Annotated in this window: 20 protein-coding genes; 14 read left to right on the top strand and 6 right to left on the bottom strand. The window is 69.9% G+C overall.

Features of this window, described 5'->3' with window-relative positions; all coding sequences use genetic code 11:
* The first annotated feature begins 110 nt into the window (after window positions 1-110).
* The 6 genes from ABNQ39_RS09665 (at window position 111) to cowN (ending at window position 4,588) form a co-directional block, all read left to right on the top strand.
* Complete coding sequence (locus ABNQ39_RS09665; RefSeq protein WP_376957242.1) at window positions 111-731, top strand: OmpA family protein; 621 nt, start codon at window positions 111-113, stop codon at window positions 729-731.
* A gap of 124 nt (window positions 732-855) precedes the next feature.
* Window positions 856-1,335 carry a cupin domain-containing protein gene (locus tag ABNQ39_RS09660; RefSeq protein WP_376957240.1) on the top strand — a complete coding sequence of 160 codons (480 nt, stop codon included), beginning with the start codon at window positions 856-858 and terminating at the stop codon, window positions 1,333-1,335.
* 94 nt (window positions 1,336-1,429) lie between these two features.
* Window positions 1,430-2,560 (top strand): UDP-3-O-(3-hydroxymyristoyl)glucosamine N-acyltransferase, encoded by a 1,131-nt coding sequence (gene lpxD, locus ABNQ39_RS09655; RefSeq protein ID WP_376957238.1) that lies wholly within the window; start codon window positions 1,430-1,432, stop codon window positions 2,558-2,560.
* 51 nt (window positions 2,561-2,611) lie between these two features.
* Complete coding sequence (locus tag ABNQ39_RS09650; protein WP_109047974.1) at window positions 2,612-3,388, top strand: RNA methyltransferase; 777 nt, start codon at window positions 2,612-2,614, stop codon at window positions 3,386-3,388.
* A gap of 28 nt (window positions 3,389-3,416) precedes the next feature.
* On the top strand, window positions 3,417-4,148 hold the full coding sequence (locus ABNQ39_RS09645) for a LytTR family DNA-binding domain-containing protein (RefSeq protein WP_376957236.1): 732 nt from the start codon (window positions 3,417-3,419) through the stop codon (window positions 4,146-4,148).
* 143 nt (window positions 4,149-4,291) lie between these two features.
* A complete protein-coding gene (cowN, locus tag ABNQ39_RS09640; protein WP_085090167.1) occupies window positions 4,292-4,588 on the top strand; it encodes a N(2)-fixation sustaining protein CowN in 297 nt (98 codons plus the stop codon).
* A gap of 4 nt (window positions 4,589-4,592) precedes the next feature.
* Here cowN and ABNQ39_RS09635 read toward each other — a convergent pair whose 3' ends face one another.
* Window positions 4,593-5,996 (bottom strand): PQQ-dependent sugar dehydrogenase, encoded by a 1,404-nt coding sequence (locus tag ABNQ39_RS09635; RefSeq protein ID WP_376957233.1) that lies wholly within the window; start codon window positions 5,994-5,996, stop codon window positions 4,593-4,595.
* 289 nt (window positions 5,997-6,285) lie between these two features.
* Here ABNQ39_RS09635 and ABNQ39_RS09630 point away from each other — a divergent pair, with 289 nt between their 5' ends.
* The 6 genes from ABNQ39_RS09630 to ABNQ39_RS09605 all read left to right on the top strand — a co-directional run bounded on the left by ABNQ39_RS09630 (window position 6,286) and on the right by ABNQ39_RS09605 (window position 15,755).
* Entirely contained in the window at window positions 6,286-10,122 is a 3,837-nt protein-coding gene (locus tag ABNQ39_RS09630) for a response regulator (RefSeq protein ID WP_376957231.1), read from the top strand.
* Between the two features lie 8 nt (window positions 10,123-10,130).
* Window positions 10,131-11,048 carry a diguanylate cyclase gene (locus ABNQ39_RS09625; protein ID WP_376957229.1) on the top strand — a complete coding sequence of 306 codons (918 nt, stop codon included), beginning with the start codon at window positions 10,131-10,133 and terminating at the stop codon, window positions 11,046-11,048.
* Window positions 11,045-12,217, top strand: a complete 1,173-nt coding sequence (locus ABNQ39_RS09620) for a molybdopterin-binding protein (protein ID WP_376957227.1) — start codon at window positions 11,045-11,047, stop codon at window positions 12,215-12,217. The genes ABNQ39_RS09625 and ABNQ39_RS09620 overlap by 4 nt, the downstream gene beginning before the upstream one ends.
* Window positions 12,218-12,264: 47 nt before the next feature.
* Window positions 12,265-14,253: a molybdopterin biosynthesis protein gene (locus ABNQ39_RS09615; RefSeq protein WP_376957225.1), complete on the top strand. Its 1,989-nt coding sequence runs from the start codon at window positions 12,265-12,267 to the stop codon at window positions 14,251-14,253.
* Between the two features lie 241 nt (window positions 14,254-14,494).
* Complete coding sequence (locus ABNQ39_RS09610) at window positions 14,495-15,070, top strand: sigma-70 family RNA polymerase sigma factor (protein ID WP_376957223.1); 576 nt, start codon at window positions 14,495-14,497, stop codon at window positions 15,068-15,070.
* A 10-nt stretch (window positions 15,071-15,080) separates the two neighbouring features.
* Window positions 15,081-15,755 (top strand): ChrR family anti-sigma-E factor, encoded by a 675-nt coding sequence (locus ABNQ39_RS09605; protein ID WP_376957221.1) that lies wholly within the window; start codon window positions 15,081-15,083, stop codon window positions 15,753-15,755.
* Window positions 15,756-15,831: 76 nt separating this feature from the next.
* Here ABNQ39_RS09605 and ABNQ39_RS09600 read toward each other — a convergent pair whose 3' ends face one another.
* From ABNQ39_RS09600 to ABNQ39_RS09585, 4 genes are all read right to left on the bottom strand, one after another.
* On the bottom strand, window positions 15,832-16,299 hold the full coding sequence (locus ABNQ39_RS09600) for a preQ0 transporter (protein ID WP_376957219.1): 468 nt from the start codon (window positions 16,297-16,299) through the stop codon (window positions 15,832-15,834).
* Window positions 16,300-16,447: 148 nt separating this feature from the next.
* Entirely contained in the window at window positions 16,448-18,049 is a 1,602-nt protein-coding gene (gene cimA / locus ABNQ39_RS09595) for a citramalate synthase (protein WP_376957214.1), read from the bottom strand.
* A 222-nt stretch (window positions 18,050-18,271) separates the two neighbouring features.
* Window positions 18,272-19,159 carry an NAD(P)-dependent oxidoreductase gene (locus ABNQ39_RS09590; protein WP_376957212.1) on the bottom strand — a complete coding sequence of 296 codons (888 nt, stop codon included), beginning with the start codon at window positions 19,157-19,159 and terminating at the stop codon, window positions 18,272-18,274.
* Between the two features lie 30 nt (window positions 19,160-19,189).
* Entirely contained in the window at window positions 19,190-19,615 is a 426-nt protein-coding gene (locus tag ABNQ39_RS09585) for a tellurite resistance TerB family protein (protein ID WP_376957210.1), read from the bottom strand.
* 20 nt (window positions 19,616-19,635) lie between these two features.
* Between ABNQ39_RS09585 and ABNQ39_RS09580 the strand changes: the two genes are divergently transcribed.
* Both ABNQ39_RS09580 and ABNQ39_RS09575 read left to right on the top strand, forming a co-directional pair.
* Window positions 19,636-20,703 carry an AEC family transporter gene (locus tag ABNQ39_RS09580; protein ID WP_376957208.1) on the top strand — a complete coding sequence of 356 codons (1,068 nt, stop codon included), beginning with the start codon at window positions 19,636-19,638 and terminating at the stop codon, window positions 20,701-20,703.
* 204 nt (window positions 20,704-20,907) lie between these two features.
* On the top strand, window positions 20,908-22,599 hold the full coding sequence (locus tag ABNQ39_RS09575) for a methyl-accepting chemotaxis protein (protein ID WP_376957206.1): 1,692 nt from the start codon (window positions 20,908-20,910) through the stop codon (window positions 22,597-22,599).
* Between the two features lie 54 nt (window positions 22,600-22,653).
* On the opposite strand, the gene ABNQ39_RS09570 is transcribed toward ABNQ39_RS09575, so the two are convergent.
* On the bottom strand, window positions 22,654-25,419 hold the full coding sequence (locus tag ABNQ39_RS09570) for an ATP-dependent DNA helicase (protein WP_376957203.1): 2,766 nt from the start codon (window positions 25,417-25,419) through the stop codon (window positions 22,654-22,656).
* Window positions 25,420-25,503: the final 84 nt, after the last annotated feature.

Genomic DNA, 25,503 nt, shown 5'->3' with positions numbered 1-25,503 from the left:
TTCCTCCCAAGCGCCCTATACGAAAGATACGGATCGGGATCGTACAGATGCACGCAGGACTGTTCCACGCGCAATTTGAAGCGACCGTCCGCGGTCCGAACAATGCGGCCATGCGGCTTGCCCTCATGCTCGGCGCTTGCACCTGCCTAGTCCTGCCGACGGCAGGCCTCGCCCAGGGATTGCCCGGCCCGGCGACCCCGATGGGGCCGAACCCCAGCGAGTGTGAAATCCAGGCGGCGCTGCTCGGCACCACCGGACCCGACTGCCCGCCGGTGGCGATGCAGCGGCCGGCCGCCCCGCCGCCGGCCACGTCCGCCGCCGCCCCGCCGGGCCAGCGGCCGAGCCCGGTGACGGTGCCGCCGCTGCCCGGCCCGACCGCCATGCAGGCACCGGAACTGCGTGCCGCCTTCCGGGTGGAATTCGACTTCAACTCCGCCGTCATCCGGCCGGAATCGCGGGAGATCCTGGACAAGGTGGCGGCGGTGATGGGAACGGCCGGCACCACCCGCTTCCGCATCGTCGGCCACACCGATGCGGTGGGCGGCGACGCGGCCAACCTTGCTTTGTCCAAGCGGCGGGCGGCGGCGGTGGTCGAGTATCTGGTGTCGCGCCACCATATCCACGCCGACCGGCTGGAGGCGTCCGGCATGGGCGCGCGGGACCTGCTGCTGCCCGACCAGCCGAAGGCGGCGGCCAACCGGCGGGTGGAGATCGTCAATCTGGGCGGCTGAAGTTTTTTCGGATCCGCCGGGAACCTTCGGCGGGGTGGGGTGTTGCGCAGGAGCGCCGACGGGCCTTTGGCCCTGTGCGCCCCTCCCTCCAACCCCCGACCCCAACCCCTGACCGGGAGAGCCGATGCCGGATCACACCCCCATTCCCATCGACAGCCACCGCATCGCCGACGACGAGGTCGGCAAGCCGGCGGTCTTCGGCGCCATCCTGTCCGGCCAGCCGCTGGAGATTCACCGCAACATCTTCGAAGGCGACTACAGCCGTTTCCGGTCGGGGGTGTGGCAGTGTACGCCGGGCCTCGTCGCGATGAAGGACTGGCCCTATCACGAGTTCTGCGTCCTGCTGTCGGGCCGGGTGATCATCACTCCGGAGGGCGGAACCCCGCGGGAATACAAGGCCGGCGACGCGCTGGTGCTGCCGATGGGCTTCACCGGCACCTGGGAGATCCTGGAGACGGTGCGCAAATACTATGCGGTCCAGGCGCGCCAGCCGCTGCTGCGGCGGATGAAGGCGCGGGTGAAGGGCTGGCTGCGGCCCGATAAGGAGAATGGGGGCGCCAAGGGCGGGCCGGCGGCGACTTCGCAGCCCGGTACCGCGTTCTGACACCTCGCCATCCGCCGGACGCCCGTGTTAGGGTCCGCCGCGCCGTCTGCCAGGACGGCCCCCGTGCAAGACACTGACACCGGTGCGTCCCATCATGACCCAGGCCCCCCGTACCCTCACCGAGATCGCCGAAGCGCTGGGCGCCGCGGTCGAAGGCGACGGCTCCCTCACGATCCGCCGCGCCGTCCATCCGTCGGAAGCGGACGGGCCGGAGGATCTGGCGCTGGCGATGGACAAGGATCTGCTGGCCCTGCTGCCCGGCAGCAAGGCGGTCGCCGCTGTCGTCGCCGAAGGGGTCGAGGTGCCGGAGGGCATCAGGGGCCGCATCGTGGTCAAGCGCCCGCGCTACGCCATGGCCGGGATGCTCGACATCTTCGAACGTCCGGTCCATGCCGAGCCGGGGGTGTCGCCGCAGGCCTATGTGGCGCCCGACGCCGTGGTGGCGCCCGATGCCTCCATCGCCCCCTTCGCCTATGTCGGCCCGCGCGCCCGCATCGGCGCCGGGGTGGTCATCCTGCCGCATGTCACGGTCGGGGCCGATGCGGTGATCGGCGACGGCAGCCTGCTGCATCCGGGCGCTCGCATCGGCGAACGGGTCGAGATGGGGGCGCGCTGCATCGTCCATCCCAACGCCGCCGTCGGCAATGACGGCTTCAGCTTCGTCACGCCGGAACCGGGCAGCGTCGAATCGGCCAAGACCACCGGCCGCGTTGTCGGCACCAACGTGCTGATCCGCCGGGTGAACTCCATCGGCACCGTGATCATGGGCGACGATGTCGAGATCGGCGCCGGCGCCACCATCGACCGCGGCACGGTGACGGCCACCCGCATCGGCAACGGCACCAAGATCGACAACCTCGTCCAGATCGGCCACAACGTCCAGGTCGGCACCAACTGCATGCTGTGCGGCCATGTCGGCATCGCCGGCAGCACGGTGATCGGCGACCGCGTGGTGCTGGCCGGCAAGGTCGGCGTCGCCGACCACATCAAGATCGGCAGCGACGCGGTGGTGGCGGCCAATTCCGGCGTCGGCATGAACATCCCGCCGAAGTCGGTGTGGATGGGCTATCCCGCCGTGCCGCGCGCCCGCGCCTTCGAGCAATACAAGGGACTCGCCCGCCTGAAGCGCCTCTTCGCCGACGTCTCCGACCTCAAGGCGCGCCTGACCGCCATCGACGGCGGCCCGGTGAAGGCCGAGGCGGAGCCGGCGGAGCAGCAGGAATAGGCCGGCGATCCGGCCGTCTTCGCCCGTCATCGTTCAACCACAATCGTTCCCATGACCTCCGGCCAGAACCCCACCCGTGAATCGATCCTTGGCGGCCCGGCCGTCATCCTGGTGCAGCCGCAGCTCGGCGAGAACATCGGCGCCTGCGCGCGTGCGATGCTGAATTGCGGGCTGACCGACCTCCGGCTGGTCAAGCCGCGGGACGGCTGGCCGAACCCGAAGGCGAATGCCGCGGCGTCGGGGGCCGACCTCGTCATCGACAATGCGAAGATCTTCGAGACGACGGCCGAGGCGGTCGCCGATCTGGAGTCGGTCTTCGCCACCACGGTGCGCACCCGCGACATGATCCAGCGCTTCGTCACCCCGCGCGTCGCGGCCGGCGAGATGCGGGAGCGCTATGCCGCCGGCCAGAAGGTCGGGGTGATGTTCGGGCCGGAGCGCACCGGGCTGTTCAACGACGACCTGACCCTTGCCCAGACGCTGGTGACGGTGCCGCTGAACCCGGCCTTCTCCTCGCTCAATCTGGCGCAGGCGGTGCTGCTGATCGGCTACGAGTGGTTCCAGGCCGGCGACCGCACGCCCGACCGTTTCCTCCACACCGGCCAGACCCGCCCGGCGACGATGGCGGAGCGGGTGAATTTCTTCGAGCGTTTGGAGGCGTCGCTGGATCGCACCGGCTTCTTCACCAGCGAGGCGAAGCGCCCCTCGATGATCCGCACCCTGCGCAACGCCTTCGAGCGGATGGAGATGACCGAGCAGGAGGTGCGCACCCTCCACGGCGTCGTCACCGCCCTGGTCGAGGGCGACAAGCGGAAAGGCGGGAGTTAAGCCGTAAGCACCGCTATAGTGGGCGTCCATGGACTATGCGTTGCAGAACATGGATGTCGGGCTGGTGCTGCTGGACAGCGCGCGGCGGGTGCTGGCCCTGAATCCGGCGGCGGTGCGGCTGCTGGGGGAGCGCGCCGCCGGGCTCGTCGGCGCCTATCTGCACGACCTGCACCCGCCCTCCCACCGCGCCAAGGTGGAACTGCTGATGGCCGCCGCCACCGATCCCGCCGCCCCGGCCTCGGCCTGTTCGATGATGGTGGCGCTGCCCGGCCGGGTGCTGGTGGTGAAGGCGACCACGCTGGCGCCCGCCACCGCGGCGGGGGAGGGCAGCGCGGTCACCGCCCTGATGCTGATGGAGGCGGCGCGGCCATCGGTGGTCGATGCGCAAAACCCGCAATCGCAAGCTCCCGCATCGCAGGCGCCTGAACCGCTGGTCAAGCTGCCGGTGGAGAAGGGGCAGGGGATTGTGCTGCTCGACCCGGCCGATGCCGTCTATCTCCAGGCCGACGGCCATTACACCACCGTCCACACCGCCGATGGCGCCTTCTTCTGCGGCCTGCCGCTGTCGGAACTGGAGGCGCGGCTCGACGCCCGGTCCTTCGTGCGCACCCATCGCGGCTATATCGTGAACCTGCGCCACGCCCGCGCGGTGGAACGGCAGGATGGCCGCGCCGCCTTCGTCATGGCCGCCCCCGGCGCCCCCCGCGTGCCGGTCAGCCGCAACCGGGCCGAGGCGCTGAAGAAACGGCTGGCGCTGTAGCAGCGTCCGTTCATGCAGCGATCCCGCCATTCGCGCAGGCCGGATGCCGCTGGTGCAGGGCCGCTTGATCGCAGGCGTGCCGGTGGGGAAGCATCGGACCAATCTTCCCCACCCCTGCCAACTGGAATGAGGAGCCCGCTTCCGTGGACAGCATCGACGCGCCCGACCGCTATGTCTCGTTCAAGGGGATCGACTGCGAAGGCAACAGCCGCCGCATCATCGACCGCCTGTACATGCACATCGACGACCCCGCCAAGACCAACGCCTTCTGGGAGCGGTTCCGCGCCAAGCTGGCGGTGGCCGAGGACCCGCTGAAACGGCAGGCCGACGGGCTGTGCCTGCTCTGCGCCAACATCTATTACATCGCCGACCTGTTCGAGGAGCATGACGACGAGGACGGGCTGGCGATGCTGCGCCAGTTGGAGGACGAGTGCTGCTGACCTGTCAGGGCCTGGGAGCCGTTCTGGCCGCCGGCTCCCTCTCGGCATCCTTGTCCGCCGCGGCGTAGGCGACGCGCCAGACCGTGCCGGAGGCGTCCTCGGCGATCAGCAGGGCGCCGTCGCCGGTCACCGCCAGCCCGCTCGGCCGGCCCCAGACCTTCGGGGTCTCGTCGCCCTCCGCGGCACTCCCCGTTGCGGTCCCCGTGGCCGGGGTGACGCGGAAGCCGGTGACGAAGGTCTCATAGGTGCCGGTCGGCCGGCTCTTGTCGAAGGGCGCGGTGTCGAAGGGCACGAAGGCGATGGCGTAGCCAGTCGGACGCGAGCGGTTCCACGACCCGTGCAGAGACACGAAGGCGCCCATGCGATAGCGCTCCGGGAAATGGGTGGCGTCGCCGAAGGCCAGCCCGATCGGTGCCGAATGGGCCTGGAACAGCAGCCCCGGCACCAGCGCCGCCTTCACCAGATCGGGCCGCCGCCCGGCAAGGTCGGGCTGCGGGTTGTCGCCGATGTAGGAATAGGGCCAGCCATAGAAGCCGCCCGGCTTCACCGCCGTCAGGAAATCGGGAACCAGCTGGTCGCCCAGCCCGTCGCGCTCGTTGACGACGGCATAGAGGTCGCCGGTGCCGGGCTTGAAGGCAAGGCCGACCGCGTTGCGCAGGCCGGCGGCGTAGGTGCGCTGGCCGCTGCCGTCGATGCGGAATTCCTGGATGGTGGCGCGCGGTTCCGGCTCCACCCCAATGTTTCCCTCCGATCCGATGCCGACATAGAAGTGCCGCCCGTCCGGCGCCACCGCGACGGAGCGCGTGGCATGGCCGCCGCGTTTGCCGAAGGCGCCCTCCGGCGTCAGCCGCCGCCGTTCCCCCGCCTGGGTCGTCCCGGCGGTCCAGGGCAGCCGCCACACCCCGGCCAGATCGCCGACCAGCACCGCCCCGTCATGGAAGGCGAGACCGAAGGGATGGTCGAAGCCGTCGGCCCAGACCTGGGCCATCTCCGCCCGGCCGTCGCCGTCGGCATCGCGCAGCAGGGTCAGGGTGCCCGGCCGCTGCTGGGCCACCAGCACGTCGCCGTTGGGCAGGACGAGCAGGTTGCGCGCATTCTCGACATGGTCGCGGAACAGGGTGACGGTGAAGCCGCGCGGCGCGCGCAGGGGCTGCTCGGCGGGGCGTTGCACCAGCACCGCCTCGTTGGCGACCGCGGGTGTGGCATAGGGCTTCGGCAGGGTTTCGATCCGCACATGCACCTCGGCGCCGACCGTCTGCATCGGGTCCGACCGCACCGGCCCGGTCAGCGCCGATTGCGCCAGGGCCGGCTGGATCAATGCCGACTGGAGCAGGACCGGGCCGGCGGCCAAGGCCAGCAGTGTGGCGAGTAGGAAAGGCTTGGGCGGCAGGGGGCGGCGGTCGGCCATCGGACGGGCGCTTTCACGGCGGAGGCGAGGGCGAAGGGGGCGGGGCGGGCATGACAAATATCGGACGTGAATATGGGGACGATGCCCCAGCCGTTGTACGAACGCAGGCGGTGCAAGGGGGGCTGTACCTGAGGGGTCCCCCGCAAGCGCCGGGTGTCGCGAACGCCGCCCTTGCGCACATCAAGTTGCTTGCGGACGCAGCCGGCGCCAGACCATACTCCGACCGATGTAGGCGGAAGGACCGGCGGGCGGCGCCGGTTGCCGGCGGCGGTGCGGCGACAACTCTGCAATGATGGACAGACACCCGATCGACGCTGCGGCACTCACGCTTTCCCCCACCCGCACCCGTCTGCTGCTGGCCGCGGCCTTCGCGCTGATCGCGCTGCTCGGCGCCGGCTTCTGGGGCTATGTCGTCTGGGCCGACCGGGAAGAGACGCTGCGCCACGGCCGGGAGCAGGCCCAATCCACCGCCCGCCTGCTGCAAGAGCATGTCCGGCGGACGGTTGCGACCGCAGACCTCGTCATCAGCCGTGCGCAGGATCTCATCCGCCATTACGGCATGCCCGGCCTGGACACCAATCGCGAGGCCTGGATCACCGTCCGCGACATGGTGGACAGCCTGCCGGAAATCGCGGCGCTGTGGATCGACGGTGCAACCGGGGACGCCGTGCTGACCAGCAGGCAATATCCGACACCACGCGTCAACGCTTCGGATCGCAGCTTTTTCAAGGCGCATCTCGACGGGACAGATTTCCATGTCGGCGAGCGCATCACCGGCCGGCAGACGGGGACGGAGTTCTTCACCGTCAGCCGTTCGATCATGCTGGAAGGCCGCTTCCAGGGGGTTGTTCATGCCAATGTCGACCTCGACTATTACAGCCAGCTCTACGAAAGCCTGGATCTCGGTGCCGGTTCGGCGATTGCGGTTATCCGCACCGATGGAAAACCCGTGCTGCGCTTTCCCGCCAGCGAGCCGCTGGACGGCCCGGACGGGAGCGTCGTGCTGCGCCACGCGGCCGATGCAGCCATCGAAACCTTCGAGGCAGACGGGCCGAGGCCGGGGAGCAGGCGCATCCTGTCCTACCAGCGGGTGCCGAACCTGCCGCTCGTCGCGTTCGTCGCCCTGTCGGAGCGGACGGAACTGGCGCCCTGGCGGGAGCGTACGCTCCGGGGCAGCATCCTGGTCGGGCTGGCGGTGCTGGCCTGCGCCGGTCTGGCCTATATCGCGCTGCGCAGCCTGGAGCGCGAGGTGGCCGGGCGCCGCCAACTGGCCGACACCAACGCCGAGCTGGACACCAAGAAGAGCGAGCTGGAAGTCGCCAACGAGGCGTTCGCCAGCGCCAACCGCCGTTTGAACCTGATCCTGCATTCGGCGTCCGACAGCATCTGCGGCGTCAACCGCGACGGGACGATCACCTTCGCCAACCCCGCCACCTCGGCGCTGACTGGCTATTCCAACGAGGAGCTGCTGGGCGGCAACCTGCATGCGCTGATCCATTCCCGCCGTGCCGACGGCAGCCATTTCCCGGCGCTGGAATGCCCGGTGACCGAGGTGCTGCTGAGCGGGGAGAGCCGGCGCGGGCTGGAGGACACCTATTGGAGCAAGGCGGGGACGCCTTTCCTGGTGGAGTACACGGCCTCCCCGATGCTGGCCGACGGCAAGGTCGAGGGTGCCGTGGTGGTCTTCCACGAGATCGCCGAGCGCAAGCGGGCGGAGGCGGCGATGCAGCGCGCCCGGCTGGCGGCGGAAGCGGCGAGCCGTTCCAAGAGCGAGTTCCTGGCCAACATGAGCCACGAGATCCGCACGCCGATGAATGCGATCCTCGGGCTGATCCACCTTTTGCAGCAGACCGAGCTGAATGGCCGGCAGGCCGATTACGTGCAGAAGGTGCGGGTGTCGGCGCAGTCGCTGCTGGGCATCCTGAACGACATCCTCGACTTCTCGAAGGTGGAGGCCGGCAAGCTTGAACTGGAGCGGGTCGATTTCCGGCTGGACGACCTGTTGCAGACGCTGGCGGTCATCGTCGGGTCGGCCGCGCAGGAAAAGGACATCGACGTCCTGTTCTCCGTCGCGCCGGACGTGCCGCTGGATTTGATCGGCGATCCGCTGCGGCTCCAGCAGGTCCTGATCAACCTCGCCGGCAACGCCATCAAGTTCACCGAGGCGGGAGAGGTCGTGGTGTCGGTCGGGGTGCGGTCGCTGGGCGACGAGCGCACGGTGCTGGAGTTCGCCGTGCGCGACACCGGCATCGGCATCGCGCCGGAACAGCGCGACCGGCTTTTCCAGGCCTTCAGCCAGGGCGACAGCTCCACCACCCGGCGGTTCGGCGGCACCGGGCTGGGGCTGGCGATCTGCGCCCGGCTCGTCCGGCTGATGAAGGGCGCGATGGATGTGGAGAGCGAGCCCGGCAAGGGCAGCGTCTTCCGCTTCCAGGCGGAGTTCGACCGTCATCCCGGCGGGGCTGCGGCCGGCTGGCCCGACTCCCACCCGCGCCCGGTGCCGCGCGACCTGACCGTGCTGGTGGTCGACGACAACCCCACCGCGCGCGAGGTGCTGGGCGCCATCGCCACCGCCTTCGGCTGGACCGTCACCGCCTGTTGCGACGGCCAGAGCGCCATCGCCGAGCTGGAGCGTGCCGCTGCGGCAGGCCATGCCTACGACATGGTGCTGATGGACTGGAAGATGCCGGGGATGGACGGCATCGAGGCGGCGCGCCGCATCCGCGCCGACGTCCATGCCGGCACCCCCATGATCATCGTCATCAGCGGCTATGGCCGCGAGCGGCTGGGCGCCCGCTTCGAGGAGGCCGGGATTTCAGGGTTCCTGGTGAAGCCGGTCACCGCCTCCACCCTGCTCGACGCCGTGACCGTCGCCTATGCCCAAGCCGGGCATGGCGCGTCTCTCCTGCCATCCCCGGTTCCGGCGCCGTCCGGCGGCAGCGGGTTGGGCGGGCTGAGCGGGCCGGCCTGGGACGCCAGCCGGGCGCTGCATGGCCGCCGACTGCTGCTGGCCGACGACAACGACATCAGCCGGCAGGTGGCGTTCGAGATCCTGGAGCGCGCCGGCGCGTCGGTCACCACGGCGTCGACGGGGCGGGAGGCGTTGGAATGCGTGCGCGCGGCCGGCCAGCCGTTCGATGCCGTGCTGCTCGACGTGCATATGCCGGACATGGACGGCTTCGCCGCGACTGCCGCGATCCGCGCGCTGCCGGGCGGGCAGCAGCTGCCGATCATCGCCATGACGGCAAGCGCCCTGCCGGAAGACCGGCAACGCTGCCTCGACAACGGGATGGACGCCCATGTGCCGAAGCCGCTCGACCTGCCGCAGCTGTTCGCCACGCTGGCCCGCTGGATCGGGCCGCCGCTGGTGGCGGTGCGGCCCTGCGCGCCCTGCGGTGCCGGCCCCGTCCCGCTGCACGGCGACGCCATGCTGACGCGCGCCCCGGCTCCGCCGATGCCGGTTGGCCGTCCCGCCGGACCGCTGGCCGATTTGCCCGATGGATTGCCGGGCATCGACCTTGCCGATGCGCTCAACCGGCTGGGCGGGGACACCGACCTGTTCCGCCGCTTCATCGGCCAGTTCGCCGACGGCTATGGCACCGTCGCCGAACGGATCGCCGCGGCGGTGGACGGCAACGATCTGGCCACGGCCAAGTCCATCGCGCATGAGCTGAAAAGCGTTGCCGGCAACCTCGGTGCGCGCCGCCTGTCGGTCGCCGCCGACGCCTTGCAGGTCGCCGTCTACAGGGACGATGCCGTCGCGGCTGCGGCCCAGGTGCCGGTGCTGCGCAGCGAACTGGCGCTCGTGCTGGAAAGCGCGCAGCGGCTGCGTGCGGCACCCGGCGGAAAGATGGGACCGGCGGGAGGGCCGGGGATGCCAGGCCGGTCGGCGGAGAGCCGGGCGCAGCTGGCGAACCGCCTGCCTCAATTCGCAACTTTGCTGCAAGAGAGTAACTTCGCAGCGGCGGAGGAGTTCGCTATGCTGGCGCCGTTGCTGACGGACTGGGTCGAGCCTTCGACGATGAAGGGGCTGTCCGCCGCCATCGACGGTCTGGACTTCACCAAGGCGCTTGGGATCGTGCAGCGGATCGCGCGAGACCTCGGCCTCCCGTTAGCGACGGTCTGAACGCGCCCATGGCCGACCTCCGCCCGAAAATCCTGGTGGTGGACGATATCCCGTCCAACGTCCATGTGCTGAGTCGCATCCTGAAGGACGATTACGACATCTATTTCGCCACCGACGGCGAAAAGGCGCTGGATCTGGTCCAGGCGCGGATGCCGGATCTCGTCCTGCTGGACATCATGATGCCGGGGATGGACGGGTTCGAGGTGTGCCGGCGCATCAAGGCCGATCCCGCCATCCACGACATCCCCGTCATCTTCATCTCCGCCAAGAGCGAGGTGGAGGACGAGACCCGCGGGCTGGAGGTGGGGGCTATCGACTTCATCACCAAGCCGATCAGCCCGCCCATCGTGAAGGCGCGCGTGCGCAACCATCTGCTGCTGAAGCGGCAGACCGACCTGCTGCGCAGCCTGTCCTTCCTGGACGGGCTGACCGGCATCGCCAACCGCCGCCGCTTCGACGACGCGATGGCGCGCGAATGGCGGCGCTGTGCCCGGTCGAACCTGCCGCTGTCGCTCATCATCCTCGATGTCGATCATTTCAAGGCCTACAACGACCATTACGGTCATCAGGCCGGCGACGAATGCCTGCGCATGGTGGCCGAGCTGCTGTCGGACCGTGCGCGGCGGCCGAGCGACCTCGTCGCCCGCTATGGCGGCGAGGAGTTCGTCTGCCTGCTGCCGGAAACCGACGGTCCCGGCGCCGTCCGCGTGGCGGAAGGCTTCCGGACCGGCGTCGTGGAGTGCCGCATCCCGCATGCGCAGTCGCCGGTCATCCCCTATGTCACCATTAGCCTGGGGGTCGCCACCGTGATCCCGTCGGCCGAGGACAGCCCCGAACAGTTGGCTGAGATGGCCGACCAGCTGCTCTACCGCGCCAAGCGCACCGGCCGCAACCGCGTGCAGGACGCCATGGTGCCGGCGCTGTGACGGCGCCGCTGCCGGGCCCGTCCTTTTACGATGTCCGCGGCCGCGGTTTCCCGCGCCGTGCGCCGCTGGCGGATGGCTGGAACTGGATCGGCCGCCGGGTCGCCGTGCCTGCCGCAAGGATCCTGCCCGTGGCGGACTGCGGCGGGCTGCGGCTGGCCGACGCCGTCGCTGCGCTGGGGGACTGGCCCCCGGCCGGCCGTGCCGCGGTGGACGGCTATGCCGTGGCGGCGGCCGACACGCTCGGCGCCGGCTCCTACAACCCGGTGCCGTTGACGGCGGCGGTTGCGGTGAGCGCCGGCGACCCTCTTCCGGCAGGCTGCGACGCGGTGATCCCCTATGAGGCGGCGCAGGCCGTCGGCCCCTTCATCGAGGCCATCGACGCGGTGGCGCCCGGCAGCGGGGTGGAGCGACAGGGCGCCTGGACCACCGCCGGAAAGGCGCTGTTGCCGGCCGGGCGGCGCCTGCGCCCCGGCGATCTCGGCCTGCTCGCCGCCGCGGGGCATGACACCGTATCGGTCCTGCCGGCACCGCGGCTGCGGATTCTGATGGCCGGAGGTCCCAAGGCCGGCGCGCCGGAGCAGGTCGCGGCCATGCTGGCGGCGCTGGTCGGGCGCGACGGCGGGGCCGTCGAGGCGGTCGAGGTCGTGCCGGCCGACCCGGATGCCCTGGCTGAAGCCTTCGCCCGGCCGGGCGCCGACCTGATCCTGTCGGCCGGACGAACCGGCACCGGCCCCGACGATGTGGCGGCGCCCGCCCTGGCCCGGGCTGGCCGCATCGACCTGCACGGCATCGCCATGCGGCCGGGCGGCAGCGCCGGGCTGGGTGTCGTCGGCGACGTGCCCGTCCTGCTGCTGCCGGGGGAGCCGATGGCGGCGCTGGCGGCTTACGAACTGCTGGCCGGCCGCGCGGTGCGGCGCGCTGCCGGCTTGTCGGCCGATCTGCCTCATGTGACGGTCCGGGCGGTGACGGCCCGCAAGCTGGTGTCGGAAATCGGCTGCCTCGACCTGCACCGGGTCCGGCTGGACGGGGACGGCAGGGTGGAGCCGGTGGCCTCGCCCGGCTGGCCGGGGCTGGCGGCGGCGGCGCGGGCCGACGGCTTCGTCCTGATCGGCGCGGACAGCGAAGGCGTGCCGGACGGCGTTCCCGTCACCATGTACAGGTTCGACTGAGAGGCGAGGACGTATCCCGCCGCTCTTATCCAGCAAGGGTTTGCCGCGTGCACAGTTCCGACCGCAGCCGCGAGGACATCCGCCGTTTCGTCGCCCAGGCCGCCCGCCAGGACCAGTTCCTGGAGGTGGTCAGCGGCGAGGAGGCGCGCCCCCGCTTCCACCGCCATCTCGACCTGTCGCCACGGGGGGAGGAGCGGGTGCCGCTGTCGGCCTCCCTGGGGCGCGTGCTGTCCGCCGATGTGACGGCCGATGTGGATGTTCCCGGTTTCGACCGCTCGGTGGTCGACGGCTTCGCCGTGCGCGCCGCCGACACGGCGGGTGCTGCCGAGGACCGGCCGGTCGCCCTGCGCCTGAACGACGAGGTGCTGGCCGCCGGCCATGCCCCCGAACTGACGGTGGAGCCCGGCACCGCCACGGTGATCGCCACCGGCGGCATGCTGCCGCGCGGCGCCGATGCCGTGGTGATGGTGGAGACGACCGAGGCGGTGGAGCGGCCCGACGGCCTGTTCGTCACCCTGACCCGCCCGGCCACCCCTGGTGCCTTCGTCGCCGCCGCCGGCTCCGACATCGGCCGCGGCGAGGTGGTTCTGCGCAAGGGCCAGTTGCTGACCTCGCGGGAGATCGGCGTGCTCGCTGCCATCGGGCTGGGCGAGGTCGCGGTGGTGCGCCGGCCGCGCGTCGCCATCCTGTCGACCGGCGACGAGATCGTCGCACCCGGCCAGCCGATCCGCACCGGAGCGGTCTATGACAGCAACGGCGCCATCCTGGCCGCCGCCGTCGCCGAACTGGGCGGCGAGCCGGTGCCGCTGGGCATCGCCCCGGACGAGGACGAGGCGCTGGAGAGGCTGGTCGCCCAGGGGCTGGAGTGCGACGCGCTGCTGCTGTCGGGCGGCACGTCGAAGGGGGCGGGCGACCGTTCCCACCGCATCGTTGCGCGGCTGTCGGACCCCGGCATCGTCGCCCATGGCGTGGCGCTGAAGCCGGGCAAGCCGCTGTGCCTCGCGGTGACCGGCGGCAAGCCGGTGGTGATCCTGCCGGGTTTCCCGACATCGGCCATGTTCACTTTCCACAGCTTCGTCGCCCCGGTGATCCGCGCCCTGGCCGGCCTGCCGCCAGCGCTGGCGGAGGAGGTGCCGGCCACCCTGCCGGTGCGGCTGGGGTCGGAGCGCGGGCGCACCGAATATGTCATGGTCTCGCTGGTCCATATCGCCAATGGGGGCACCGGCGGGGACGAGCTGGCGGCCTATCCGCTGTCGAAGGGGTCGGGGGCGGTCACCGCCTTCAGCCATGCCGACGGCTTCCTCGCCATCGATGCCCAGGCCGAGGCGGTGGAGGCCGGCACGCCGGTGTCGGTCCAACTGCTTGGCCGTTCACTGACGCCCGCCGACCTGATCGTGGTCGGCAGCCAGTGCATCGGCCTGAATGCCGTGCTCGGCCGCCTGATCGGCGAGGGGATGACGGTCAAGGCGCTGAATGTCGGCTCGATGGGCGGGCTGGCGGCGGCCCGGCGCGGGGAGTGCGACATCGCCCCCGTCCATCTGATGGATCCCGCCACCGGCGCCTACAACACGCCGTTCCTGGCACCGGGTCTCGACCTCGTCACCGGCTACCGCCGCATGCAGGGCATCGTCTTCCGCCGCGGCGACCCGCGGTTCGAGGGGCGGACGGCGCAGGAGGCGGTGGCCGCGGTGGCCGGTCTGGCCGACTGCATCCTGATCAACCGCAATGCCGGCAGCGGCACCCGCATCCTGACCGACCGGCTGCTGGGGCCGGCGCGGCCGACCGGCTATTGGACGCAGGCCAAGTCTCACAACGCCGTCGCCGTCGCGGTGGCGCAGAACCGTGCCGATTGGGGCGTCGCCATCGAAACCGCGGCGAATCTCTACGGGCTGGGCTTCCTGCCGTTGCAGGAGGAGCATTACGACTTCGTCATCCCCGCCGCCCGCCGCGACCGTCCGGCCGTCCGCCGCTTCGTCGAGGCGCTGGAGATGCCGGAAGTTGCCGACGCCCTGCGCGCCATGGGGTTCATCAGATAGAGCCGGTTCGGCCCGCTCATCCGGCTAAATCGAACGAAATGCCGCAGGTCGGGTTTTTTCGTGATCCAGCGGTCGGACGGTTGCGTACCGAAGGTCACGATGCGACATACAGCCCGGTGTGAAAGCCCGTGGGGTGCAGGATTGACGCAGAGGTCTTGAAAACGGGGCGGCTGCCGCGAATTCCGGGAATGGGTGCCATCCCCGGCTTGTGCGGAAGCCGATGTTCCCCTTGAATGGGACCATGCAGGACCAGCACACCCCCGCGGCCGACATGGCCCCCAGCCTGGAAGACCTGCTCGTCGCCGTAGGGCGCGAGCGGGACCGCCAGGCGTTCGGGGTTCTGTTCGGCCACTTCGCGCCACGGCTGAAAACGTATCTGCGCCGGTTGGGATGCGATTCCGGCGCGGCGGAAGAGCTTGTTCAGGAGGTCATGCTGTTGGTCTGGCGTCGTGCCGAAACCTACGATCCGATCCATGCCTCGGCCGGCACTTGGGTGTTCACCATCGCCCGCAACAAGCGAATCGATGTGTTGCGGCGCGAACAGCGGCCGGAGATCGACCCCGACGATCCCGCCCTGGTGCCCGAACCCGATGAGGCCGCCGACCGCCGGATCGAGGCGAAGGAAAGCAGCGGGCGCCTGCGCGCCGCGCTGAAGGATCTGCCGCCGGAACAGGCCGAGCTTCTGCGCATGGCTTATTTCGAGGACAAGCCGCACAGCGTCATTTCCGCGGAGCACGGCATCCCGCTCGGCACCGTCAAATCGCGCCTGCGTCTGGCGATGGAACGCCTGCGCCGGTCGCTGAAGGATGTCGGATGAGGCATTTCCGATGAACCGGCCGAGCCACCACCCCGGCGACACCCTGCTGATCGACTATGCCGGCGGCGCCCTGTGCGAGGGCGCGTCGCTGGCCGTCGCCACCCACATGGCTTTCTGTCCCGCCTGCCGCCACGCCGTGGCGGAGATGGAGGCGGTCGGCGGCGCCCTGTTGGACGATCTGGAACCGGAACCGCTGTCCGATGGCTGCCTGGAAGCGCTGATGGCCCGCCTGGACCATGAGCGGCCGGCGCCTTGCCGCCCGGCCGTCAAGCCGTCGGTGCAGCAGTCGCGCTATCCGGAACCCCTGCGCAGCTATCTGCGCGGCCGGCTCGACCGCGAGGGGCGGCTGGGGGCGGGCGGTTGGCGGTTCCTCCAGCCGGGCATGCGCAGCATGGAGCTGCTGTCCGGTCCGGACGGGACCACCAAGCTGATCCGCATGAAGGGCGGCGTCGGCGTGCCGGTGCACACCCATGGCGGTATCGAGCTGACCGTTGTGCTGGAGGGCGGTTTCTCCGACGAGTTCGGCGCCTTCCTGCCCGGCGACATCGCCGTCGGCGACCCGTCGCTGATCCACCGGCCGGTGTCCGACCCGGAAGGCTGCCTGTGCCTTGCCACCACCATCGGCGGGCTGCGGATGACCGGGCCGCTGGGGCGGCTGTTCAACCGGTTCGTGAAGCGGTTCTGAAGGAGAGGCCAACCCTCCGCCTATCCTCCCCCGCCCGGCGGGGGAGGATCAAGGTCGGAGCGTTCGAGCCGGCCCTTTACGCCGCGACCGCCACGCGCCCGTCGCGGGCGCGCATCAGCAGCCAGACCACCGAGACGCCCAGCAGCTTCGAGGCGAAGCTGGCGGCCCAGACGGTCGGATCCCAGACGTCCAGCATGCCGAAGAAGATGGCGGTGTCGACCGGCACCGACAGGGCGGCGCTGATCCACAGCCGGTCGCGCAGCGGACGTCGGGTGACGGTGAAGACCGCCCAGTCGATCATCTCCGACACGGCGAAGGCGACAACGCTGGCGGTGGCGACGAAGGGGTCGGTCAGCAGATAGGACAGCACGGTGCCGCTGAGCATGGCGGCGAGCGCCCAGTGGCCGAAGCGCACCTGCACCATGTCGCGCAGGATGAAGATCAGGCCGGCCCAGCAGGACCAGACCAGATCCAGGTGCGGAAACAGGCTGAAGGCGAAGTTGATGGCAAGAATGCTGCCGATATAGGCGGCGAGCCAGAGCATGGCGATGATCCTCCGAGAGCGGACCCGCGGCAATACGGGCGCTGATGACCGGAGCCGGCCCCGCGTGAATGCGAGCGCCCCGAAACCGCTCTAGCTAACAGAACATCGCCATGCTGGGAAGGTGCCGCGTGGCCCTTCGCGCCGACTCTCAGACCGGCTTCGCGTCGCCCTTCATCAGGGCGTAGGTGTAGCTGTCCACCAGCGCCTCCATCGAGGCCTCGATGATGTTGGTGGACACGCCCAGCGTCGACCATTCGGTGCCGTCGGTGCGGGCGCTGCGGATCAGGACGCGCGGCATGGCGCCGGTGCCCTCCTTGGCGGCCAGGATGCGGACCCGGTAGTCGGACAGGCTGACCTTGGCCAGCGCCGGATAGGCCGGCTCCAGCGCCTTGCGCATGGCGACGTCCAGCGCATGCACCGGGCCGTTGCCGTCGGCAACCTCCATCCGCACGGCATCGCCGACCCGCACGCGCACCACAGCTTCCGACTCCACCACCATTTTGCCGACCGCGTTGTAGCGGCGTTCGTCGGTGACGTGGAAGCGCAGCAGTTCGAAGAAGCGCGGCACCTCGCCCAGCTCGCGCCGGACCAGCAGTTCGAAGCTGGCCTCCGCCGTGTCGTAGGCGTAGCCGTCGCTGTCGCGCTGCTTGACCAGATCGAGCAGGCCGGCAAGGCGGTCGTCCTTCGCATCCACCGCCATGCCGATGTCGCGCAGCCGCACGATCAGGTTGGAGCGGCCGGCCTGGTCGGACATGACGATCTGGCGGCGGTTGCCGATGGCTTCGGGTGCCACATGCTCGTAGGAGGACGGGTCCTTCTCGACCGCCGAGACATGCAGCCCGCCCTTGTGCGCGAAGGCGCTGGCGCCGACATAGGGAGCGTGGCGGTTGGGCGCGCGGTTCAGCCGGTCGTCGAAGGCGCGGCTCAACTGGGTCAGGAGATGCAGATCCTCGCGGCGGATGCCGGTCTCGTAGCCCATCTTCAGCATCAGCGTCGGGATCAGCGAGACGAGGTTGGCGTTGCCGCAGCGCTCGCCCAGCCCGTTGATGGTGCCCTGGATCATCCGCGCGCCGGCCCGCACCGCGGCCAGCGAGTTGGCGACCGCATTCTCGGTGTCGTTGTGGCAGTGGATGCCGAGCCGGTCGCCGGGGATGCCGTGCGTCTCCACCACCTCGCGGACGATGGCGTCGACCTCGTGCGGCAGCGTGCCGCCGTTGGTGTCGCACAGCACGATCCAGCGCGCCCCGGCCTCGAACGCCGCCCTGATGCAGGATACGGCATAGGCCGGGTTGCGCTTGTAGCCGTCGAAAAAATGCTCCGCGTCGAACAGCGCCTCGCCCTTGGCGGCGTGCAGCGCCGCGATGCTGTCGCGGATGAGGTCGAGATTCTCCTCGCGCGGGATGTTCAGCGCGACGTCGACATGGAAGTCCCAGCTCTTGCCGACCATGCAGACCGCCTTGGCGCGCGACTGGGCCAGTGCCGTCAGCTGCGGGTCGTTGGCGGCGCTGCGGCCGGGGCGGCGGGTCATGCCGAAGGCGGTGAAGGTGGCGCGCGTCAGCTCCGGCGCCTCGGCGAAGAACTGGTCGTCGGTCGGGTTGGCACCGGGCCAGCCGCCCTCGACATAGTCGATGCCCAGCCGGTCGAGATCCTTGGCAATCGCGATCTTGTCGGCGACCGAGAAATCGACATCCTGGGTCTGCGCCCCGTCGCGCAGCGTGGTGTCGTAGAGATAGATGCGCTCGCCCGTCATCGCCGCCTGACCTGTGAAGATGTCCTGTTTAGACAAAGGGGCCGGCAGTGCTTTGCCACCCTGCGGAAAGCCGGGAGAATGGACGATGCGGCGCTTATCCTCAACCGTTTTGAGAAGAAACTTGCGGAAAGCGAGGCTTTGCCGCAACGGAGGGAATGATATGCCGGAGAATGGCGACCGGAGGACGGAGCGTCGCGCTCCGTCCCCGGCCGTCCGCCGGGATCAGCGGGCGAACAGGCGGTAGAGGGCGGAATGGTCCAGCGCGCCGTCGCCCTGGTCCACCAGCATCTCGAACAGCTCCAGCGACAGGCCGAGCGTCGGCAGGTCGATGCCGGACTGCTGCGCCAGCTCCTCTGCCTGTTTCAGATCCTTGACCTGGGTGGTGACGCGGCCGCCGGGTGTGAAGTCGCCGCTGACCATGCGGCCACCATGCAGGTCGAGGATACGGGATTCGGCGAAGCCGCCGCGGATGGCGTCGCGCACCTTGGCCGGATCGGCGCCGGCCGCCCTGGCGAGCGCCAGCGCCTCCGCCACTGCGCCGATGGTCAGGGCGACGATGACCTGGTTGGCCGACTTGGCGATCTGGCCGGCGCCGCTGTCCCCGACATGGGTGATGCGGCGGCCCATCGCCTGCAACACCGGCAGGGCACGGGCGAAGGCAGCCTCTGACCCGCCGGCCATGATGGTGAGGATGGCACCCTCGGCCGCCACGGTCCCGCCGGAGACCGGCGCGTCGAGCCACTCCGCCCCGACGGCGGCGACGCGCTGGGCCAGCGCGCGGGTGGCGGCGACGGCGGTGGTGCCCATGTCGATCACCAGATGGCCGGGACGCAGGACCGGCAGCAGAGCCTCGGCCACCGTTTCCACCGCCGTGGTGTCGGTCAGCATCAGGATGACGATCCCCGCCTGTCCGGCGACGGCGGCCGGGCCGGTGGCGGCGAGCATGCCCTCCGCCGCCAGTTCGGCGACCGGGCCGGGGCTGCGGCTGGTCACCACCAGCTCCGCGCCGGCACGGGCGAGCGCTCGGGCCATCGGCTTGCCCATCAGGCCAAGCCCGATCACGCCGACGCGCTGGCCGGTGAGATCGGGGCGGATGGTTTCTTCGGTCATGTCGAGGCTTTCACTATACGTGGAATAGGGTCACAGGCGCATGTGGCGGGCGCGGGCGCCGCGCTCGATGGCGGCGGCGCACAGCCGGTCGACCCCCAGCCGGTGGCGGATCAGTTCCAGCATGCGCAGTTCCTCCTGCGATGCCTTGGGATCGGCGGCGGCGATGTCGCAGGCCACCGCATAGGCGGTCTCGCGCAGCTTGGACGGCAGCGCCTGCTCGATGATGGTCAGCACGGTGTCCAGCCCGTCGCTGTCGCTCAGCATGGCGGTGCATTCGCGGGTGGCGGCCATCACCTGATCGCCGCTGTAGTCCTTGAAGATCGGCAGGTAGCGCACATTCTCGCCGATGGCTTCCAGTTCAAGGTCAGTCATGTCGCCGTCGCAGGCGGACACCAGGACCATGACGTAGATGAGTGCGCTGTGGTGGTCGATCATGGAATCGGTCGGCTTTCTCATGGGGCGGTCTCCGCTGGGGAGTGGTCGCGTGTAAGGTCGGCAATCTCGAACGCCGCACCAGCCGCGTCAAGGGTGCCATGCCGGGAGTGGAGGGGTCGGCCGCTCGACGCGACGGTTGGCGTTGCCTATTGTCGCGCACCATGAACGTCGTCCTCAATGTCGCATTTCCCGTATTCGCCATCATCCTGGCCGGCTTCCTGTCCGGGAAGTCGAAGCTGCTCGGCGCCGCCTCGTCGGAGGCGCTGAACAAGTTCGTCTATTGGATGGCGCTGCCGCCGGTGCTGTTCCTGGGCACCGCACGGCGGTCGATCCCGGAGATCTTCAACGGCCCGTTCATCGGCGCCTTCCTGGGGTCGATGCTGCTGGTCTATGCGCTGGGCGCGGTGATCGGCCGCCTCGTCTACCGCGAGCGCACGCAGATCCAATGCATGCAGGGGCTGAACTCGGCCTTCTCCAACACCGGCTACATGGGCATTCCGCTGTTCCTGGCCGCCTTCGGGCCGGACCGGCTCGCCCCCACCATCCTGGCGACCGTCATCATGAGCGCCATCATGGTCGGCATCGCGGTGATCTGGATGGAGTTCGCCAACAGCCATAGCAGCGGGCTGGGCAAGGCATTGCGCGATGTCGGCCGGGCGCTGGCGAAGAACCCGCTGATCCTGTCCACCGCCGCCGGCCTCGCTTGGTCGGCGCTGCTGCCCGGCGTCGCGGTACCGAAGCCGATTGCGACGTTCTGCGAACTGATGGGCTCCCCCGCCGGACCCTGCGCGCTGTTCGCCATCGGCCTGTTCCTGGCCTCGCAACGGCTGACCGCCGGGCTGGCGGAGGCGGGCTGGATCAGTGCCCTGAAGCTGCTGGTCCACCCGGCGCTGGCCTGGGTGCTGACGCAGACGCTGTTCCCGATGGACCCGTTCTGGACCGGCAGCGCGGTGATCCTGGCGGCATTGCCGACCGGCGCGCTGACCTTCGTGGTGGCGAGCCAGTACCAGACCTATGTGGAACGCACCTCTTCGGCCATCCTGGTGTCGACGGTGCTGAGCGTGGTGACGCTGTCTGCATTGCTGGCGGTGTATGCGCCGGCGGGGTGACCGGCCTCCGGACTTGAGCCTGCGATGTAATCTGATTGAGATTTTTGTTTGCGGCTTGTTTCATTTATCTTTCGAACATTTCCCTACCGCTTCTTTAAGGTATTTTTTACCTCGCGAACTTAGGTGAGTCTGGAATTGCTTTCACCATGTCGGCCGAAGTCGGCAGGGGAAACGCTCTTTTCAGAGGTCAGCTGAGGTGTCGCTGTGAAACTTATCGAAAATCTCCGGATCGGCACGAAAATCTACGCGGTGGTGGCGCTTCTCAGCCTGATCACGCTGGGGCTGTCGATCTACATGAGCAACCGGATCGGTGAGATCGACGACCGCTACAGCAGGCTGATCGATGGAGACGTGACGTTTTCGCTGAAGCTGGAACGCATGCGCGGCGACCTCGCCAACCTCGGCCGTCAGGCCAACAACGTGCTGCTGCTTCAGGATCCCGCGGGACTTCCGCCTCTGGTCAAGGCGATGGACGACATTCAGGCGGCCGTCGTCGAATCGAGCACGGTGATGAACCGTCTGGTCAGGCCCGAGCACAAGGACAAGGTGGCGCGGATCGCGGAACTGACGGCAATGGTGAAGTCCTCGCTGCCCAAACTCTTCGCGGCGAAGGAGAAGGGCGATCACGCCGGGGCTGCCGCCGTCTATGGAAAGGAAGGGCGCCCCCAGGTGGTGGAGGCCTTCAACCTGGCGGCAAAGCTGTCGGATGAGGTGTCCGCCGGAGTGTACCGTTCGTCCGACGATCTGACCGACCAGACCAACCGGACGGTGTTCAATTCCCTGTCGATTGCGGTCGCGCTGCTTGTCGTCGGTGCCATCGGGTCCGTGCTGCTGGTGGTCTATGGCATTCGCCGTCCGGTCGCCGCCCTGAATGCGGCGATGGTGCGTCTGGCGACCGGCGACACCACGACGGAGATTGTCGGGGCCGGCCGTGGCGACGAGGTCGGCGAAATGGCGCGGACGGTGGAGGTGTTCAAGCAGAGCATGATCCGCACGCGCCAGCTGGAGCAGGACGCCAAGGACGCCGAGGCGCAGGCGGCTGTGGAAAAGCGCCGCGGGACGCTGGACATGGCGCGGTCCTTCGAGGAGCGGGTCGGCTCCATCGTCGATGCGGTCGGCAGTTTCGCGACCGAATTGCAGGCCACCTCGTCGCAGCTGGCCGCCGCCGTGGAAGAGGTCGGCGCCCAGTGCACCGCCGTCGCCGCCGCGTCGGAGCAGGCGAGCGCCAATGTCCAGACGGTCGCCGCCGCGTCTGAGGAACTGTCCGCCTCGATCGGCGAGCTGTCCGACCGCGTGGGGCGTGCCGCTGACCGCTCCCGCATGGCGGCCGAGGGGGCCGGCGAGGCCCAGCGCCAGCTCGACCTGCTGTCCGCCTCCATCGATCAGGTCGATCAGATCGTGGCGTCGATCAATGCGGTGGCCAGCCAGACCAATCTGCTGGCCTTGAACGCGACCATCGAAGCGGCCCGCGCCGGCGAGGCCGGCAAAGGCTTCGCCGTCGTCGCCAGCGAGGTGAAGAACCTCGCCAACCAGACCCACGCGATGACCGAGCAGATCACCAACCAGATCGGCGCGGTCAAGGCGGCGTCGGGCCGGACGGTCGGCGCCATGCGCAGCATCATCGGTCAGGTGGAGGAGATCAGCAATTCCACGGCCGACATGGCGCAATCGGTGAACCAGCAGAGCGGCGCCACGTCCGAAATCAGCCGCAACGCCCAGCAGGCGGCGGTCGGCACGACCGAGGTTTCGCGCAACGTCCTGGGTATTCAGCAGGCGGAGAACGAGACGGGGGCCGCCACCAACAACGTCAAGCATGCGTCGGACGATCTCGCCCGGCAGGCTGCGATGCTGAAGCAGGCGATGGACAGCTTCCTCAGCGAGCTGCGCGCCGCCTGACAGGCTACGGAGGACAGGCCACGGAAAGGGAGGTGGAGAGGTGCCGGGCCGGCCTCACCGCCCCCGCAGGAACTCCGCCGTCTCCTCGACCGCCTGCTTCAGTCCGACGCGCCGCATCTCCACCCCTTCGGGGAAGGCGCCGGCCAGCCGGCTCGGCATCATCGGGTCGAGCAGGACGAAGACCCCGGTGTCGTCGGCGCGGCGGACCAGCCGGCCGAAGGCCTGCTTCAGGCGCAGCCGCGTGATCATGTCCTCGTAGCGCCGGCGGCCGAAGGCCTCGCGCCGTGCGCGGTGCAGGATGTCGGGACGCGGCCAGGGCACGCGGTCGAAGACGATCAGGCGCAAGCTGCGCCCCGGCACGTCCACCCCGTCGCGCACCGCGTCGGTGCCGAGCAGGCAGGCGTGCTCCTCGTTGCGGAAGATGTCGATCAGGGTCGACACGTCCAGCGGATCGACATGCTGGGCATAGAGCGGAATGTTGACCTGATCCAGCGGCTCGGCGATGCGGTCGCGCACGGCGCGCAGCCGGCTGATCGCGGTGAACAGGCCGAGCCCTCCGCCGCCCGCCGCCATGAACAGCGATTTATAGGCCGCCGAGACCTGTCCCAGATCGTCCTTGCGCACGTCGTTGACGACGAAGACGCGGGTGCGGTTCGGGTAGTCGAAGGGGGAGGGGACCTGGGCGCGGATCGCCGGGGCCGGCAGGTGGCTGGCGCCGCAACGGTCCTCCGCCGCGCGCCAGTCCTGGCCGATGTCGCCGGTGCCGTCGGTCAGCGTGGCGCTGGTCACCACCAGCCCATGGGCGGGACCGGCCAGCGCCTCGGCGAAGGGCACCGTCGGATCGACCCAGTGACGGTACAGCCCGACATCGATGTCGCGGCCGTCGATCCGCTCCACCGCGAACCAGTCGACGAAATGGGACGGCGTCTCGGTTGGCAGGGTGCGCAGCATGGCGCGCCACCCCTCGACCGTCAGGGTGCCGCGGCGGTGCAGGCTGCGCGACAGAGCGTCGATGCGGCGGCGCTGGTCGGAATCGAGTTCGGCGCTCTCGTCCTCCAGCCGCTGGGCCAGCCGGCGGGCAAGCGCCTCGACCGGCTCGGACAGGCGGACCAGGGACTGCTCCAGCTCCGCCGCGGCCTCCAGCAGGCCGTCCACCGGATAGGCCTTGTCGGCCTCCAGGCTGTAGGGGCCGCCCTGGCCGGCGGTGCGGGCATAGACCTGCTGGCGGGCCAGCAGCAGGAAGCGCTCGGTCGGCCCCTGCGGGTTGTCGGCGGCCAGACGCGCCGACCAGCCGTCGGCGGGCAGGACGCGGGCGCCGATCAGGATGTCGTCGAGATGGCGCAGAGCCTCCTCGTCACCGGCGACGATGTCCTCCAGCCGGCGCTTCAGGCCGCGGGCGCGGCTGCGGCCGGTCTCCTCGGCACCCAGCAGCCAGCGGCGCAGCTCCTGCGTCTCGCGGCAGGTCAGATGGCCGGCGAAGGCGCTGTCGGCGGCGTCGAAGACATGGTGCCCCTCGTCGAAGACATAGCGGCTCGGCAGCGTCGGTTCCTCGCCGCCGCCGAGCGCCGCCTGCACCATCACCAGCGCATGGTTGGCGATGACGATGTCGGCACGGCGGGCGCGGCGCACGCTCTTCTCGATGTAGCAGCGGGCATAATGGTCGCAGGCGGAATAGATGCACTCGCCGCGGCGGTCGGCCAGCCCCATGGTCGGGCCGCGCCCGGCGATGTCGACCAGCCAGCCGGGGAAGTCGCCGCCGGTCATGTCGCCGTCGCGCGTCGCCGCCGCCCAGCGCGCCATCAGCCCGACGCCGATGGCGTTGTGCGGCTGGAACGGCATGGCGCGCACCGCCTCCTCCAGGTTCAGCAGGCACAAGTAGTTCTCGCGCCCCTTGCGCAGCACCACCTTGCGCGCCTTGGTCGCCGGGTCGGCATAGAGCCGGTCCAGCTCGGCGTCGATCTGGTGCTGGAGGTTGCGGGTATAGGTGGAGATCCACACCGTCCCGCCATTCTTCTCCGCCCAGACCGTGGCCGGCGCCAGATAACCCAACGTCTTGCCGACGCCGGTCCCGGCCTCCGCCAGCACGACGTTCGGGGTGTCGGGAAGCTGGCGTGGGGCGAAGGCGGCGGACACCGCGCTGGAATAGTCGGCCTGCTGCGGCCGCGGCTCCGCCACCTTGCCCAGCACATTGGCCGACAGCATGGCGGCGAGGCGGCGGCGCGCCTCGTCGGGATCGACCGGGTTCTGGGCGGGCGGCGGCGGCGGTGCGCCTTCCTCCCACTCCTTGATGCGGGTCCAGACGCGCAGGCCCGAGCGGGCGGCACCCTTCTCCGGCCCGTCGGGCTTGCCGAGCGCGGCCAGCACCGCCGCCGCCCAGGGCCAGCCGGCACGCCCCATCTCCCAGGCGAAGGCGACGGGATCGGAGGACTCCTCCCGTCCGGCAGCGCCCAAGTCGCCCAGCAGACGGCGCACGGCGCGCTGGAGGGCCAGCGCCTCCGCCTCGTGACCCTCAGGCGTGGGCAGGTCGAGCGCCTCGGCGATGCCACGCGGGGTGGGGACGCAGAAGCGGGCGGGGTGGACGAAGGCGAACAGCTCCAGCACGTCGAAGGCCGGGAAGGCGTCGATCCCCAATCGGCGGGCGAAGGCGCGGGCATGGCAGACCAGGGGCGGCTGGCGGCGCACCTTCGCCGCGGCGGCGGCCAGCGACAGCTCCTCGACCTCGCCATCGAGGGTCAGCGACACGACACGGCGCGCGCCTGCCACCATGGCGGGCGCGTCGTCGAGGCTGTGGAGCGGGGTGGGATCGGCTGTCAGGTCCATCGGCGGCACTATATGGCGGTGGCATGCCGCAAAGCGAGCGCCGCATGTTGACGGCGCACCGCTTCACCCCCATTGAGGGAAGTC

This window comes from Azospirillum sp. A26 (assembly GCF_042604635.1).
Classification (GTDB): domain Bacteria; phylum Pseudomonadota; class Alphaproteobacteria; order Azospirillales; family Azospirillaceae; genus Azospirillum; species Azospirillum palustre.
Note: the sequence above shows the minus strand (reverse complement) of the source record. Positions and strands in the feature narration are given on the sequence as shown.

Coding starts and splice junctions, on each gene's coding strand:
- ABNQ39_RS09610 (WP_376957223.1), top strand. CDS start 14,495: ATGCAGGACCAGCACACCCCCGCGGCCGACATGGCCCCCAGCCTGGAA.
- ABNQ39_RS09605 (WP_376957221.1), top strand. CDS start 15,081: ATGAACCGGCCGAGCCACCACCCCGGCGACACCCTGCTGATCGACTAT.
- cimA (WP_376957214.1), bottom strand. CDS start 18,049: ATGACGGGCGAGCGCATCTATCTCTACGACACCACGCTGCGCGACGGG.
- ABNQ39_RS09660 (WP_376957240.1), top strand. CDS start 856: ATGCCGGATCACACCCCCATTCCCATCGACAGCCACCGCATCGCCGAC.
- ABNQ39_RS09625 (WP_376957229.1), top strand. CDS start 10,131: ATGGCCGACCTCCGCCCGAAAATCCTGGTGGTGGACGATATCCCGTCC.
- ABNQ39_RS09630 (WP_376957231.1), top strand. CDS start 6,286: ATGATGGACAGACACCCGATCGACGCTGCGGCACTCACGCTTTCCCCC.
- ABNQ39_RS09570 (WP_376957203.1), bottom strand. CDS start 25,419: ATGGACCTGACAGCCGATCCCACCCCGCTCCACAGCCTCGACGACGCG.
- lpxD (WP_376957238.1), top strand. CDS start 1,430: ATGACCCAGGCCCCCCGTACCCTCACCGAGATCGCCGAAGCGCTGGGC.
- ABNQ39_RS09665 (WP_376957242.1), top strand. CDS start 111: ATGCGGCTTGCCCTCATGCTCGGCGCTTGCACCTGCCTAGTCCTGCCG.
- ABNQ39_RS09650 (WP_109047974.1), top strand. CDS start 2,612: ATGACCTCCGGCCAGAACCCCACCCGTGAATCGATCCTTGGCGGCCCG.
- ABNQ39_RS09600 (WP_376957219.1), bottom strand. CDS start 16,299: ATGCTCTGGCTCGCCGCCTATATCGGCAGCATTCTTGCCATCAACTTC.
- ABNQ39_RS09585 (WP_376957210.1), bottom strand. CDS start 19,615: ATGAGAAAGCCGACCGATTCCATGATCGACCACCACAGCGCACTCATC.
- ABNQ39_RS09635 (WP_376957233.1), bottom strand. CDS start 5,996: ATGGCCGACCGCCGCCCCCTGCCGCCCAAGCCTTTCCTACTCGCCACA.
- ABNQ39_RS09645 (WP_376957236.1), top strand. CDS start 3,417: ATGGACTATGCGTTGCAGAACATGGATGTCGGGCTGGTGCTGCTGGAC.
- ABNQ39_RS09590 (WP_376957212.1), bottom strand. CDS start 19,159: ATGACCGAAGAAACCATCCGCCCCGATCTCACCGGCCAGCGCGTCGGC.